At 71.4% G+C, this 14,653-nt stretch carries 10 protein-coding genes and 1 pseudogene; 6 read left to right on the top strand and 5 right to left on the bottom strand.

The window, feature by feature from the left end:
- Nucleotides 1-58: 58 nt before the first annotated feature.
- From ACFW01_RS21455 to mshC, 4 genes are all read left to right on the top strand, one after another.
- Nucleotides 59-745 (top strand): histidine phosphatase family protein, encoded by a 687-nt coding sequence (locus tag ACFW01_RS21455; RefSeq protein ID WP_234960838.1) that lies wholly within the window; start codon nucleotides 59-61, stop codon nucleotides 743-745.
- A gap of 79 nt (nucleotides 746-824) precedes the next feature.
- On the top strand, nucleotides 825-1,415 hold the full coding sequence (locus ACFW01_RS21460) for a DUF3090 domain-containing protein (protein ID WP_122617332.1): 591 nt from the start codon (nucleotides 825-827) through the stop codon (nucleotides 1,413-1,415).
- The gene (locus tag ACFW01_RS21465; protein ID WP_234960839.1) at nucleotides 1,379-2,209 is read left to right on the top strand and encodes an SCO1664 family protein; all 831 of its coding nucleotides are present in this window, start codon (nucleotides 1,379-1,381) and stop codon (nucleotides 2,207-2,209) included. The genes ACFW01_RS21460 and ACFW01_RS21465 overlap by 37 nt, the downstream gene beginning before the upstream one ends.
- A 111-nt stretch (nucleotides 2,210-2,320) precedes the next feature.
- A complete protein-coding gene (gene mshC / locus ACFW01_RS21470) occupies nucleotides 2,321-3,550 on the top strand; it encodes a cysteine--1-D-myo-inosityl 2-amino-2-deoxy-alpha-D-glucopyranoside ligase (RefSeq protein WP_234960840.1) in 1,230 nt (409 codons plus the stop codon).
- Nucleotides 3,551-3,657: 107 nt separating this feature from the next.
- Here mshC and parJ read toward each other — a convergent pair whose 3' ends face one another.
- The 5 genes from parJ to ACFW01_RS21495 form a co-directional block, all read right to left on the bottom strand.
- Complete coding sequence (gene parJ / locus ACFW01_RS21475; protein WP_234960841.1) at nucleotides 3,658-4,650, bottom strand: filament polymerization regulator ParJ; 993 nt, start codon at nucleotides 4,648-4,650, stop codon at nucleotides 3,658-3,660.
- A gap of 152 nt (nucleotides 4,651-4,802) precedes the next feature.
- Nucleotides 4,803-6,419 (bottom strand): glycerol-3-phosphate dehydrogenase/oxidase, encoded by a 1,617-nt coding sequence (locus ACFW01_RS21480; protein WP_234960842.1) that lies wholly within the window; start codon nucleotides 6,417-6,419, stop codon nucleotides 4,803-4,805.
- Nucleotides 6,420-6,437: 18 nt separating this feature from the next.
- A complete protein-coding gene (gene glpK / locus ACFW01_RS21485) occupies nucleotides 6,438-7,976 on the bottom strand; it encodes a glycerol kinase GlpK (protein WP_234960843.1) in 1,539 nt (512 codons plus the stop codon).
- A gap of 82 nt (nucleotides 7,977-8,058) precedes the next feature.
- Entirely contained in the window at nucleotides 8,059-8,853 is a 795-nt protein-coding gene (locus ACFW01_RS21490) for an MIP/aquaporin family protein (RefSeq protein ID WP_234960844.1), read from the bottom strand.
- Between the two features lie 304 nt (nucleotides 8,854-9,157).
- Nucleotides 9,158-9,922: an IclR family transcriptional regulator gene (locus ACFW01_RS21495; RefSeq protein ID WP_234960845.1), complete on the bottom strand. Its 765-nt coding sequence runs from the start codon at nucleotides 9,920-9,922 to the stop codon at nucleotides 9,158-9,160.
- 352 nt (nucleotides 9,923-10,274) lie between these two features.
- On the opposite strand from ACFW01_RS21495, the gene metH reads away from it, so the two are divergent.
- The gene (metH, locus tag ACFW01_RS21500) at nucleotides 10,275-13,787 is read left to right on the top strand and encodes a methionine synthase (RefSeq protein ID WP_384505619.1); all 3,513 of its coding nucleotides are present in this window, start codon (nucleotides 10,275-10,277) and stop codon (nucleotides 13,785-13,787) included.
- Nucleotides 13,788-13,915: 128 nt separating this feature from the next.
- A pseudogene (locus ACFW01_RS21505) lies at nucleotides 13,916-14,605 on the top strand (HAD family hydrolase); the annotation flags it as partial.
- Nucleotides 14,606-14,653: the final 48 nt, after the last annotated feature.

The following is a 14,653-nucleotide window of genomic DNA, read 5'->3' on the forward strand; positions in this document are numbered from 1 at the left end:
ACGCATTCTCCCCTCGCCCCGGCGCCCCTGCACCGCGCCGTACGCCTACCCTGGCCGCATGCCCACGCTGATCCTGGTTAGGCACGGACGTTCCACCGCCAACACCGAGGGGCTGCTCGCCGGGTGGACGCCCGGCGTGGCCCTCGACGAACGCGGCGCCGCACAGGCCGCCGCGCTGCCCGCGCGGATCGCCGGCCTGCCGCTCTCCGAGATCGTCACCAGTCCGCTCCAGCGCTGCCAGGAGACGATCCGGCCGCTGCTCGACGCCCGGCCCGGTCTGCGGGCGCACACCGACGAACGCATCGGCGAGTGCCACTACGGCGACTGGTCCGGACGCAAGCTCGCCGAACTCAAGGACGAACCCCTCATGGAGGTGGTGCAGTCCCACCCGTCCGCCGCGGCGTTCCCCGGCGGGGAGTCGATGCGCGCCATGCAGACCCGCGCCGCCGAGGCGGTACGCGAGTGGAACGCGCGCGTGGAGCGCGACCACGGCGCCGACGCCGTCTACCTCATGTGCTCGCACGGCGACATCATCAAGTCACTGGTCGCGGACGCGCTCGGCCTCCATCTCGACCTCTTCCAGCGGATCTCCGTCGAGCCCTGCTCCGTCACCGCGATCCGCTACACCCGCCTGCGGCCCTTCCTCGTCCGCCTCGGTGACACCGGCGACTTCGCCTCCCTGGCCCCGCAGCAGACGCCGCCGGACGACGAAGCCCCGGTCGGGGGTGGTGCGGGCGCACCGTGATCGTCCGCCGCAGTAGGGTGAACCGGTCACGGCAGTGCCCCCGATCTTCCGCCTTCCCCGACTTCCATGGAGACAGGACGTGTCCCGTCAGGTGTTCCTCTACGACCAACCGGAACGTTTCGTGGCCGGTACGGTCGGGCTGCCCGGGCGCCGTACGTTCTTCCTCCAGGCCACCGCAGGCTCCCGGGTGACCAGCGTGGCCCTGGAGAAGACCCAGGTCGCCGCCCTCGCCGAGCGCATGGACGAGCTGCTGGACGAGGTCGTACGCCGCAGCGGCGGCAGCACCGTCGTCCCCGCCGTGGCCCCCACCGAACCGTCCGACACCGCGCCGCTGGACACTCCCGTGGAGGAGGAGTTCCGGGTCGGCACCATGGCGCTGGCCTGGGACGGCGAGGACCAGCGCATGATCGTCGAGGCGCAGGCCCTGGTGGAGCTGGAGGCCGAGTCCGAGGAGGACCTGGCGGAGGCCGAGGAACGGCTCCTCCAGGACGAGGAGAACGGCCCCCCGATGCTCCGGGTCCGCCTCACCGGCGCGCAGGCCAGGGCCTTCGCCAAGCGCGCCCTGGACGTCGTCAACGCCGGGCGCCCGCCCTGCCCCCTGTGCAGTCTCCCGCTCGACCCGGAAGGACACGTATGTCCGCGCCAGAACGGATACCGCCGCGGAGCGTGACCACCGACGCGGCCGCGGCCGAGTTGCTCGCGCTGGGCGAACTGACCGTGCGCGGACGCATCCGTGAGGCGTCCAACGCGGCGCTCTACTGCACCGTGACGCACGAGGGGCGCGAGGCGGCCTGCATCTACAAGCCGGTCGCCGGCGAGCGGCCCCTGTGGGACTTCCCCGACGGCACCCTCGCCCAGCGCGAGGTCGCCGCCTACGAAGTGTCCGAGGCCACCGGCTGGGGCCTGGTCCCGCCCACCGTGCTGCGCGAGGGTCCCTACGGCGAGGGCATGGTCCAGCTGTGGATCGAGGCGGTGCCGGAGACGGAACTGCTCGCCCTGGTGGACGAGGAGGACCCCGGCCCCGGCTGGAAGGGGATCGCCCTCGCCGAGGTCGGCGAGGGCCGCACCGCACTGCTCGTGCACGCCGACGACGAGCGGCTGCGCAGGCTCGCCGTACTGGACGCCGTGATCAACAACGCCGACCGCAAGGGCGGGCACCTGCTGCCCGCCGACGGTGAGCGGCTGTACGGCATCGACCACGGCGTCACCTTCCACGCCGAGAACAAGCTGCGCACCCTGCTGTGGGGCTGGGCGGGCGACCCGCTCACCGGGGAGGCCCTCGCGGCGCTCGACGCCCTCAGGGAGGCCCTGAAGGACGGCGGCGCCCTGGCCCTCAGACTCGGTGACCTCATCACCCCCGCCGAACTCGACGCCACGCGCGCGAGGGTCGACACCCTGCTGGCCTCCGGGAAGCACCCCGAACCCGGCGGCGAGTGGCCGGCCATCCCCTGGCCGCCGGTCTAGGCACCCCGGGGTCGTGGAAGTACGAGGGCCGGTCCGGCGCAAGAGCGCCTTACCGGCCAACCGGACCGGTCCGGTTCGTGTACGGAACATCCGTCCGGTTACGCTCATGACATGCATGCCTGGCCCGCTTCCGAGGTCCCCGTCCTGCCCGGTCAGGGCCGCGACCTGAGGATCCACGACACCGCGACCGGAGACCTGGTGACCCTCGCCCCCGGTCCCGTCGCCCGCATCTACGTCTGCGGCATCACGCCGTACGACGCGACCCACATGGGGCACGCGGCGACCTACAACGCGTTCGACCTGGTGCAGCGCGTGTGGCTCGACACCAAGCGACAGGTGCACTACGTCCAGAACGTCACCGACGTCGACGATCCGCTCCTGGAGCGTGCCGTGCGCGACGACGTCGACTGGACCGCCCTCGCCGAGAAGGAGACCGCCCTCTTCCGCGAGGACATGACGGCACTGCGGATGCTGCCGCCGCGGCACTACATAGGTGCTGTCGAGGCCATACCCGGCATCGTCCCGCTCGTCGAGCGGCTGCGCGACGCCGGCGCCGCCTACGAACTGGAGGGCGACACCTACTTCTCCGTCGAGGCCGACCCCCACTTCGGCGGCGTCTCCCACCTCGACGCCGCCGCCATGCGGCTGCTCTCCGCGGAGCGGGGCGGCGACCCGGACCGGCCGGGCAAGAAGAACCCGCTCGACCCGATGCTGTGGATGGCGGCCCGCGAAGGGGAGCCCAGCTGGGACGGCGCGTCCCTGGGCCGCGGGCGCCCCGGCTGGCACATCGAGTGCGTGGCCATCGCCCTCGACCACCTCGGCATGGGCTTCGACGTCCAGGGCGGCGGCTCCGACCTCGCCTTCCCGCACCACGAGATGGGCGCCTCGCACGCCCAGGCGCTCACCGGCGAGTTCCCCATGGCCAAGGCGTACGTCCACGCCGGCATGGTCGGCCTCGACGGCGAGAAGATGTCCAAGTCCAAAGGCAACCTCGTGTTCGTGTCGGCGCTGCGCCGCGAGGGAGTCGACCCCGCCGCCATCCGGCTGTCGCTCCTCGCCCACCACTACCGGGCCGACTGGGAGTGGACCGACCAGGTGCTGCGGGACGCCGTCGCCCGGCTGGACCGCTGGCGCGCCGCCGTGTCCCGGCCCGACGGCCCGCCCGCCGAGGCGCTCGTCGAGGAGATCCGCGAGGCGCTCGCGAACGACCTGGACTCGCCGGCCGCACTCGACGCCGTGGACCGCTGGGCCGCCCGTCAGCAGGAGAGCGGCGGCACGGACGAGGGCGCGCCCGGCGTCGTCTCCCGCGCGGTGGACGCCCTGATGGGCGTGGCCCTGTAGGCAGGCGCACCGCCGCACACCCGCGCGCGGACGCGGAACGGGGGCGCTTCCGCCGGGAAGCGCCCCCGTCCTCCATCAGTGAGCCGGCCCGGCCCTCCGGCGACCGCTCAGTCCTCCGACGACTCCTCGTCGTCCCCGGTCGCCTTGGGCGGCCGCGGCGGGCGGGTCCGGCCGCTGGGGTTGTCCCGCAGAAACGGCGTGCCGGACGGACCGTCGCCGCCGTCCGCCGTGGCGTGTCCGCCCGGACCGCCCGTCCCCGAGCCGTCCCGGCGCCGCAGGTACCGCTCGAACTCGCGGGCGATCGCCTCGCCCGACGCCTCCGGCAGCTCCGCGGTGTCCCGGGCCTCCTCCAGCGACTGCACGTACTCGGCGACCTCGCTGTCCTCGGCGGCCAGCTGGTCCACCCCCGTCTGCCAGGCGCGGGCGTCCTCGGCCAGCTCGCCCAGCGGGACGCGTACCCCGATCAGGTCCTCCAGCCGGTTCAGCAGGGCCAGCGTCGCCTTCGGGTTGGGCGGCTGCGACACGTAGTGCGGCACCGCGGCCCACAGCGACACGGCCGGTACGCCCGCGTGGGCGCACGCCTCCTGGAGGATGCCGACGATGCCGGTCGGCCCCTCGTACTTGGTCTCCTCCAGGTCCATGCGCCGGGCCAGGTCGGCGTCCGACGTGGTCCCGCTGATCGGCACCGGACGGGTGTGCGGCGTGTCGCCCAGGAGTGCGCCCAGGACGACCACCAGCTCGACGCCCAGCTCGTGGGCGAAGCCGAGCAGTTCGTTGCAGAACGAGCGCCAGCGCATGGACGGTTCGATGCCCCGGACGAGGACGAGGTCGCGCGGCTTGTCGCCGCCGATCCGCACCACCGAGAGCCTGGTCGTCGGCCACGTGACCTTGCGGACGCCGTCCTCCATGAAGACGGTGGGACGGTTGACCTGGAAGTCGTAGTAGTCCTCGGCGTCCAGCGCCGCGAAGACCTCGCCCTTCCATTCCCTGTCGAGATGCGCGACCGCGGTGGAGGCGGCGTCGCCGGCATCGTTCCAGCCCTCGAACGCGGCCACCATGACCGGGTCGACCAGCTCGGGAACCCCCTCGAGCTCGATCACCCAGCGCCTCCTTCCGACGTGCCCTCGCGTACCCCCCAACCTTACGGCGTGGCGAGGGGCCGCCCGCAGCCCCCTTGCACGGGGCAGTGAACGGATCACTGCCCCGCGAGAGGGGGCCGGACACCCTCCTGGCCTGCCCGGAGAGCGTCGGCCTACTTCCCGTCGAGCAGGCCCTGGACCTTCGCGCGGACGTCGTCGGTGGCCAGGCCGCGGATGGTCAGCGTGGTCCGGCGGCGCAGCACGTCGTCCGCCGTCTCGGCCCACTCGTTGTCCCGGGCCCACACGACCTGCGCCCAGATCTCCGGGGCGTCCGGGTGGACCCGCTCGGCCAGTTCGGGGTTCTCGTTCGCGAGCCGGGCGATGTCGAAGGCCAGCGAACCGTAGTGGGTGGCCAGGTGCCGCGCGGTGTCCGCCGCCATGCGCGGGCCGGGCGCCGGGCCGTCCACCAGCAGCCGGTGGGCGACCGCGCGCGGGTTGGCGACACCGGGCAGCGGCAGCTTCTTCGGCAGCGACGCGATGGGCTCGAAGTCCTCGCCCAGCGGGTGGCCCGGCAGCGCCTCCAGCTTCTTCATCACCGTGCGGCCGATGTGGCGGAAGGTGGTCCACTTGCCGCCGGCCACGGACAGCATGCCGCCCCGGCCCTCGGTGACGACCGTCTCGCGCTTGGCCTTGGCGGTGTCACCCGGACCGCCGGGAAGCACCCGCAGGCCCGCGAAGGAGTACGTGATCAGGTCCCGGTCGAGCTGCTGGTCGCGGATGGAGAACGCGGCCTCGTCGAGGATCTGGGCTATGTCCTTGTCGTTGACCGCGACGTCCGCCGGGTCGCCCTCGAACTGCTCGTCGGTCGTGCCGAGCAGCAGCATGTCCTCCCAGGGGAGGGCGAAGGTGATCCGGTACTTGTCGATCGGGGTGGCCAGCGCCGCCTTCCAGGGCGCGGTGCGCTTGAGCACCAGGTGCGCGCCCTTGGACAGGCGGATGGAGGGCGCCGCGGCCGGGTCCTCCATGCGGCGCAGGTGGTCGACCCAGGGACCGGTGGCGTTGAGCACCAGGCGGGCGTCGATCCCGAACTCGTCGCCGGTGAGCCGGTCCTTCAGCTCCGCGCCGGTCACCCGGCCCCTGGTGAAGCGCAGGCCGGTGACCTCGGCGTGGTTGAGGACGACCGCGCCGGAGTCGACCGCCGCGCGGACGGTCATCAGCGCCATGCGGGCGTCGTTCATCTGGTCGTCGCCGTACACGGCCACGGCCTTGAGATTGTCGGTGCGCAGTTCCGGCACGTCCTGCGCGGCCTTGGCCGGGGAGAGCAGGTGGCCGACGCCGTCACCGAAGGCGGACAGCGCCGAGTACGCGAACACGCCGGCCCCGAGCTTCGCCGCGCCGTGCGGCCCGCCCTTGTACACGGGGAGGTAGAACGTGAGCGGGTTCGCCAGGTGGGGGGCCACCTGGCGGGAGACCGCACGGCGCTCGAAGTGGTTCTCCGCCACCAGCTTCACCGCGCCGGTCTGCAGGTAGCGCAGTCCGCCGTGGAGCAGCTTGGAGGAGGCTGAGGAGGTGGCGCCGGCGAAGTCGCCGGCGTCGACCACGGCCACCCTGAGGCCGGACTGCGCGGCGTGCCAGGCGGTGGAGATGCCCAGGATGCCGCCGCCGATCACGAGAAGGTCGTACGACGCCTTGGAGAGCTGCTCCCGGGTCTCGGCCCGGCTCGGGTTCGAGCCGGATGCCGGGTGCGTACCCAGGGCAGGCACGGACTGCAGGGTGGACTGAGTGGTCATTGCGGTTCTTACTCCTCGTCAGCTTTCGTCGTCGATCCAGCCCATGGTCCGCTCGACGGCCTTGAGCCAGCTCTTGTACTCACGGTCGCGGGTCTCCGCGTCCATGCGGGGGGTCCACTCGGCGGCCCGCCGCCAGTTGGCGCGCAGGTCGTCGGTGCTGTTCCAGAAGCCGACGGCCAGGCCGGCGGCGTAGGCGGCGCCGAGGCAGGTGGTCTCGGCGACCATCGGGCGCACCACGGGGGCGTCCACGAAGTCGGCGAGGGTCTGCATCAGCAGGTTGTTGGAGGTCATGCCGCCGTCGACCTTGAGGGCGGTCAGCTCCACGCCGGAGTCCTTCGTCATGGCGTCCGCGATCTCCCGCGTCTGCCAGGCGGTGGCCTCCAGGACGGCGCGCGCGAGGTGCGCCTTGGTGACGTACCGGGTGAGGCCGGCGATCACACCGCGGGCGTCGGAACGCCAGTACGGGGCGAACAGTCCGGAGAAGGCCGGGACGAAGTAGGCGCCGCCGTTGTCCTCGACCGTCAGGGCGAGGGTCTCGATCTCGGCGGCGGTGGAGATCAGGCCCATCTGGTCGCGCATCCACTGCACCAGCGAACCGGTGACGGCGATCGAGCCCTCCAGGGCGTAGACCGTGTCCTGTTCGCCGATCTTGTAGCCGACGGTGGTCAGCAGGCCCGAGTAGGAGTTGATGAGCTTGTCACCGGTGTTCATCACCATGAAGGTGCCGGTGCCGTACGTCGACTTGGTCTCGCCCTCGGAGAAACAGGTCTGCCCGAACAGGGCCGCCTGCTGGTCGCCGAGCGCGGAGGCGACCGGGATGCCGCCCAGCAGGTCGCCGAGCCGGCCGCCGGTGATCTCGCCGTAGACCTCGGCGGAGGAGCGGATCTCGGGGAGCATCTGCATCGGCACGCCGATGGACTCGGCGATCTTCTCGTCCCACGCCATGGTGTGCAGGTTCATCAGCATGGTGCGGGAGGCGTTGGTCACGTCGGTGACGTGCTTGCCGCCGTTCACACCGCCGGTCAGGTTCCAGATGACCCAGGTGTCCATGGTGCCGAAGAGCAGGTCGCCCGCCTCGGCGCGCTCGCGCACCCCGTCGACGTTGTCGAGCAGCCAGCGGGCCTTGGGGCCGGCGAAGTAGGAGGCCAGCGGCAGGCCGGTCTCGCGGCGGAAGCGGTCCTGGCCGACGTTGCGGCCGAGTTCCCTGCACAGGGCGTCGGTGCGGGTGTCCTGCCAGACGATGGCGTTGTGGACGGGCTCACCGGTGTTCTTGTCCCAGACGAGGGTGGTCTCGCGCTGGTTGGTGATGCCGATGGCCTTGATGTCGTCGCGGGTGATGCCGGCCTTCTCGACGGCGCCGGCGACGACCTCCTGGACGTTGGTCCAGATCTCGGTGGCGTTGTGCTCGACCCAGCCCGGCTTCGGGAAGATCTGCTCGTGCTCCTTCTGGTCGACGGAGACGATGCGCCCGTCGCGGTCGAAGACGATGCAGCGGGACGACGTGGTGCCCTGGTCGATGGCCGCGATGAAGGGTCCGGCGGTGTGGGCGTCGGTCACTGTGTGCTCCTGGTTCCGTGGTGGGTGGCCGGTCGGTGCGGCGGGTGTGCTGCGGCCCGGTGATGGCCGAGCGTAGGTCCGCTCAGGCGAACGCGAGGTTGTAGACACCTCCGGCGATGGCGCCGCCGATCAGCGGACCGACGACCGGGATCCACGCGTAGGACCAGTCGGAACCGCCCTTGTTGGGCAGGGGCAGCAGGGCGTGCACGATGCGCGGGCCGAGGTCGCGGACCGGGTTGATCGCGTAGCCCGTCGGACCGCCGAGCGACAGGCCGATGGAGACCACCACGAACGCCGTGATCAGGACGCCCAGGACGCCGAGGCCGTTGCCCTCGCCGTTGAGGCCCTGGGTGAGGATGGCGAGCAGCAGGACGAAGGTGCCGATGATCTCGGTGGCGAGGTTCTGGACCACGTTGCGGATCTCGGGGCCGGTGGAGAAGACGCCCAGGACGGGTCCCGCGCCCTTCTCCTGCGCCTCGACGGCCTTGGCCGTCGTGTCCTGCGCACCCGGACCGCCGACGATCTCGCGGTCGGTGAGGTGGGCCTGGAACTGGCCGTAGTAGGCGACCCAGACCAGGACCGCACCGATCATGGCGCCGAGCAGCTGGCCCGCGAAGTAGGTCGGGACGTTGCTCCAGTCACCGTCCTTGATCGCGATGCCGACCGTGACGGCCGGGTTGAGGTGGGCGCCGGAGAGCGGCGTCGAGATGTACGCCCCCGTCATGACGGCGAAACCCCACCCGAGGGTGATGGCGACCCAGCCGGCGTTGCGCGCCTTGGAGGCCTTGAGCGTCACGGCGGCACAGACACCGCCGCCGAGCAGGATGAGTATGGCGGTACCTATGGTCTCGCCGATGAAGATGTCGGAGCTGGACACCCGCGACTCCTTTGTCCTTCGTCCAGGGGAAGCCGAACCCCGGGTCCCTCCGGGTGTTCCGGCGCCCTCGGTATGAGAGCGATGGCGGCCCTTGGCGTTGTCACACTCTAACGCGTATTGCCGGTAGGTGTTCGACAATGCCGACCGATGGACGCGAGTCTGGCTCGGTGTCCCGGGTGCGTCAAGAGCCCTGTTATCGAAAGCACGATCGTTATTGATCGTCTCGGGCTATCGGTCCTCGGGCGGACATGACTGAGGGCCGGGACGCTCCGCGGCGCCCGGCCCTCGCATCCCTTCCCGGCGGCTAGAAGCGCCCGGCGCCCAGGTCCCGCGACACCGCGCGGGCGCAGTCCCGGACCGCCGCGACCAGCTCGGGCCGCAGCTCGCCCTCCCGGCGCAGCCGCTCCACCGCGCCGGTGATGCCGACCGCGCCGACCGGCATGCGCCTGCGGTCGTGGATGGGGGCGGCGATGGCGGCGATCCCCTCCCAGGTCTCCTCGACGTCGGCCGCGTACCCGCGCGCGCGGGTGATGTCCAGGATGTGCTCGAACCCCTCCGGCTCGCAGACCGTCCGGTCCGTGAACGCCTTGCGGTCCGCCTCCAGCGCCTCGCTGTGCGCGACCGGGTCGTACGCCGACAGCACCTTGCCCAGCGCCGTGGAGTGCAGCGGCTGCATGGCCCCGATCTCCAGGACCTGCCGGCTGTCGTCGGGCCTGAAGACGTGGTGCACGATCAGGACGCCCTGCTGGTGCAGGACGCCCAAGTGGACGCTCTCCCCGCTGGAGCGGGCCAGGTCGTCCGTCCACACCAGGGCGCGGGCCCGCAGCTCGTGCACGTCGAGGTACGTCGTGCCCAGGCGCAGCAGCTCCGCGCCCAGCTGGTAGCGCCCGGAGGCGTCGTCCTGCTCGACGAAACCCTCCTGCTGGAGGGTGCGCAGGATGCCGTGTGCGGTGCCCTTGGCCAGACCCAGCGAGGAGGCGATGTCCGACAGGCCGAGCCGCCGCTCACCGCCCGCGAGCAGGCGCAGCATCGCGGCCGCCCGTTCGAGCGACTGGATGTTCCGTGCCATCGACGTACTGCCTCCGTCCCCTTCGAGTGCCGACCTCGGCGCCACTGACGTCGTTCGGCAATGCCGAACACTACCGGTCGATGCCGACCTCCCGCTAACCGTCGGCGGGCAACTGTTGCACTTCGGCCATGTCCCCGCGGTCACGGCCGTCCCCCGGAGGCCGCCGGGGACCGCGCGTCATCCTTTCGGCGGCCGTTTCGCCCCGCCACACTCGTCCGCCTCGTGGGCGCCCCGACCATCCGTTCCGGGTCCCGGCTACCCTGGCGTCGTGCGTCCTTCCCCGGGACGTCCCCAGCGGACGGCGCCCGGGCAGCGCAAAGCCGACAGCCGTCGCATCCTAGGGAGCCCTTTCATGGCCTCGTCGCCATCCACCCCGCCCGCCGACACCCGGACCCGTGTGTCCGCCCTCCGTGAGGCCCTCGCCACCCGTGTGGTGGTGGCCGACGGCGCGATGGGCACCATGCTGCAGGCGCAGAACCCCTCCATGGACGACTTCGAGCAGCTGGAGGGGTGCAACGAGGTCCTGAACCTGACCCGGCCGGACATCGTGCGTTCGGTGCACGAGGAGTACTTCGCCGCCGGCGTGGACTGCGTGGAGACGAACACCTTCGGCGCGAACCATTCCGCGCTGGGCGAGTACGACATCCCCGAGCGTGTCCACGAGCTGTCGGAGGCCGGGGCGCGGGTGGCCCGTGAGGTGGCCGACGCGTTCCAGGCCCGTGACGGCCGGCAGCGCTGGGTGCTGGGCTCGATGGGACCGGGCACGAAGCTGCCCACCCTGGGCCATGCCCCGTACACGGTGCTGCGCGACGCCTACCAGCGCAACGCGGAGGGCCTGGTCGCGGGCGGCGCGGACGCCCTGCTGGTGGAGACCACGCAGGACCTGCTGCAGACCAAGGCGTCGGTGCTGGGTGCCCGGCGCGCGCTGGACGCCCTCGGCCTCGGCCTGCCGGTGATCGTGTCGGTGACGGTGGAGACGACCGGCACCATGCTGCTCGGCTCGGAGATCGGCGCCGCGCTCACGGCGCTGGAGCCGCTGGGCATCGACATGATCGGCCTGAACTGTGCCACCGGCCCGGCGGAGATGAGCGAGCACCTGCGCTACCTCGCCCGGCACTCTCGCATCCCGCTGTCCTGCATGCCCAACGCCGGTCTGCCGGTCCTGGGCAAGGACGGGGCGCACTACCCGCTGACGGCGCCGGAGCTGGCGGACGCGCAGGAGACGTTCGTCCGCGAGTACGGCCTGTCCCTGATCGGCGGCTGCTGCGGCACCACACCGGAGCATCTGCGCCAGGTCGTCGAGCGGGTCCGCGACACCACGCCGGCCGCCCGCGATCCGCGTCCGGAGCCGGGTGCCGCCTCCCTCTACCAGACGGTCCCCTTCCGGCAGGACACCTCGTACCTGGCGATCGGCGAGCGGACCAACGCCAACGGCTCGAAGAAGTTCCGTGAGGCGATGCTGGAGGGCCGCTGGGACGACTGCGTGGAGATGGCCCGGGACCAGATCCGCGAGGGCGCGCACATGCTCGACCTGTGCGTGGACTATGTCGGCCGCGACGGAGTGGCCGACATGGAGGAGCTGGCGGGGCGGTTCGCGACCGCGTCGACCCTGCCGGTCGTGCTGGACTCCACCGAGGTCGAGGTGGTCCAGGCCGGGCTGGAGAAGCTCGGCGGCCGCGCGGTGATCAACTCGGTGAACTACGAGGACGGCGACGGCCCCGACTCCCGCTTCGCGCGGGTCACGGCGCTGGCGAGGGAGCACGGCGCCGCGCTGATCGCGCTGACCATCGACGAGGAGGGCCAGGCCCGCACCGCCGGGAAGAAGGTCGAGATCGCCGAGCGGCTGATCGGTGATCTGACCGGGAACTGGGGCATCCACGAGTCGGACATCCTCGTCGACTGCCTGACCTTCACCATCTGCACCGGCCAGGAGGAGTCCCGGGGCGACGGCATCGCCACCATCGAGGGCATCCGGGAGCTGAAGCGGCGGCATCCGGACGTGCAGACCACGCTCGGCCTGTCCAACATCTCCTTCGGTCTCAACCCGGCCGCCCGCATCCTGCTGAACTCGGTGTTCCTGGACGAGTGTGTCAAGGCGGGCCTGGACTCGGCGATCGTGCACGCCTCGAAGATCCTGCCGATCGCCCGGTTCGACGAGGAGCAGGTCACCACCGCGCTGGACCTGATCTATGACCGGCGCGGTGAGGGTTATGACCCGCTGCAGAAGCTCATGGCGCTGTTCGAGGGCGCCACCGCCAAGTCCCTCAAGGCGTCCAAGGCCGAGGAGCTGGCGGCGCTGCCGCTTGACGAGCGGCTCAAGCGGCGCATCATCGACGGCGAGCGCAACGGCCTGGAGGCCGACCTGGACGAGGCCCTCCAGGAGCGTCCCGCGCTGGAGATCGTGAACGAGACCCTGCTGGACGGCATGAAGGTGGTCGGTGAGCTGTTCGGCTCCGGCCAGATGCAGCTGCCGTTCGTGCTGCAGTCCGCCGAGGTGATGAAGACCGCGGTGGCGCATCTGGAACCGCACATGGAGAAGACGGACGACGACGGCAAGGGCACCATCGTGCTGGCCACGGTCCGTGGTGACGTCCATGACATCGGCAAGAACCTCGTCGACATCATCCTGTCCAACAACGGCTACAACGTCGTCAACCTCGGTATCAAGCAGCCGGTCTCCGCGATCCTGGAGGCGGCCGACGAGCACAAGGCCGACGTGATCGGCATGTCCGGGCTCCTGGTGAAGTCCACGGTGATCATGAAGGAGAACCTGGAGGAGCTGAACCAGCGCAAGCTGGCCGCCGACTACCCGGTGATCCTGGGCGGCGCCGCCCTCACCCGCGCCTACGTCGAACAGGACCTCCACGAGATCTACGACGGCGAGGTCCGCTACGCCCGCGACGCCTTCGAGGGCCTGCGCCTCATGGACGCCCTGATCGGCATCAAGCGGGGAGTGCCCGGCGCCAAGCTGCCCGATCTCAAGCAGCGCAGGGTGCGGGCAGCCACCGTCCAGGTCGAGGAGCGGCCCGAGGAGGGCCACGTCCGCTCCGACGTCGCCGTCGACAACCCGGTGCCCGAGCCGCCGTTCCGCGGTACCCGCGTCGTCAAGGGCATCCAGCTCAAGGAGTACGCCTCCTGGCTCGACGAGGGCGCCCTGTTCAAGGGCCAGTGGGGCCTCAAGCAGGCCCGCACCGGCGAGGGGCCCTCGTACGACGAACTGGTCGAGACCGAGGGCCGGCCGCGGCTGCGCGGCCTCCTCGACCGGCTCCAGACGGACAACCTGCTGGAGGCGGCCGTCGTCTACGGCTACTTCCCCTGCGTCTCCAAGGACGACGACCTCATCGTCCTCGACGACGACGGCAACGAGCGCACCCGGTTCAGCTTCCCGCGCCAGCGCCGCGGCCGACGGCTGTGCCTGGCCGACTTCTTCCGCCCGGAGGAGTCCGGCGAAACCGACGTCGTCGGCTTCCAGGTCGTCACCGTCGGCTCCCGCATCGGCGAGGAGACGGCCCGCATGTTCGAGGCCAACGCCTACCGCGACTACCTCGAACTGCACGGCCTGTCCGTACAGCTCGCCGAGGCCCTCGCCGAGTACTGGCACGCGCGCGTGCGCTCCGAGCTGGGCTTCGCCGGGGAGGACCCCGCCGAGATGGAGGACATGTTCGCCCTGAAGTACCGGGGCGCCCGCTTCTCCCTCGGCTACGGCGCATGCCCGGACCTCGAGGACCGCGCCAAGATCGCCGACCTGCTCCAGCCGGAGCGCATCGGCGTCCACCTGTCGGAGGAGTTCCAGCTCCACCCCGAGCAGTCCACCGACGCCATCGTCATCCACCATCCCGAGGCGAAGTACTTCAACGCCCGCTGAACCCCGGTGTGAGCCGCTCCACAGGCCACACCAGGCGTTCCGGTCCCGCACGACGTACACTGGTCGGTCCACCGCAGGCCGGTTCCCCCGTGGGAACCGGCCTGATCGTCCCTCAAGGAGGTACGTGGATGACCAGCACGGTCCCCGCACTCGGAACCCGTACGGCCGAAGGCTCAGCCCTGCAGGCCGTGCTCCTCGACATGGACGGCACCCTGGTGGACACCGAGGGCTTCTGGTGGGACGTCGAGGTCGAGGTCTTCGCCTCCCTCGGCCACACCCTCGACGACTCCTGGCGCCACGTGGTCGTCGGCGGTCCCATGACCCGCAGCGCCGGCTTCCTGATCGAGGCCACCGGCGCCGACATCACCCTCGCCGAACTGAGCGTCCTGCTCAACGACGGCTTCGAGCAGCGCATCGGCAGCGACCTGCGGCTCATGCCGGGAGCCGCACGGCTGCTCGCGGAACTGTCCGCGCACGAGATCCCCACGGCCCTGGTCTCCGCGTCGCACCGGCGCATCATCGACCGCGTGCTGACCTCGCTCGGCCCGCGGCACTTCGCCCTCACCGTCGCCGGTGACGAGGTGCCGCGCACCAAGCCCCACCCCGACCCCTATCTGGCCGCCGCGGCCGGGCTCGGCGTGGACCCCGCGCGGTGCGCCGTCGTCGAGGACACCGCGACCGGAGTCGCCGCCGCCGAGGCCGCCGGCTGCCAGGTCGTCGCCGTGCCCTCGGTCGCCCCCATCACACCGGGCGCACGGCGCACCGTGGTCGGCTCCCTGGAAGAGGTCGACCTGACATTTCTGCGCGGTCTGATGAGCGGTAATGCTCTAGGCGTTCCCGGGGATATTCCCACCCTCCCCGATGGC

The organism is Streptomyces sp. NPDC058985, from assembly GCF_042740985.1.
Taxonomy (GTDB): domain Bacteria; phylum Actinomycetota; class Actinomycetes; order Streptomycetales; family Streptomycetaceae; genus Streptomyces.

Excerpts from the sequence above, each read along its gene's own strand:
- metH (WP_384505619.1), top strand. The coding sequence starts at position 10,275 with ATGGCCTCGTCGCCATCCACCCCGCCCGCCGACACCCGGACCCGTGTG.
- ACFW01_RS21465 (WP_234960839.1), top strand. The coding sequence starts at position 1,379 with ATGTCCGCGCCAGAACGGATACCGCCGCGGAGCGTGACCACCGACGCG.
- ACFW01_RS21480 (WP_234960842.1), bottom strand. The coding sequence starts at position 6,419 with ATGACCACTCAGTCCACCCTGCAGTCCGTGCCTGCCCTGGGTACGCAC.
- ACFW01_RS21495 (WP_234960845.1), bottom strand. The coding sequence starts at position 9,922 with ATGGCACGGAACATCCAGTCGCTCGAACGGGCGGCCGCGATGCTGCGC.
- ACFW01_RS21455 (WP_234960838.1), top strand. The coding sequence starts at position 59 with ATGCCCACGCTGATCCTGGTTAGGCACGGACGTTCCACCGCCAACACC.
- mshC (WP_234960840.1), top strand. The coding sequence starts at position 2,321 with ATGCATGCCTGGCCCGCTTCCGAGGTCCCCGTCCTGCCCGGTCAGGGC.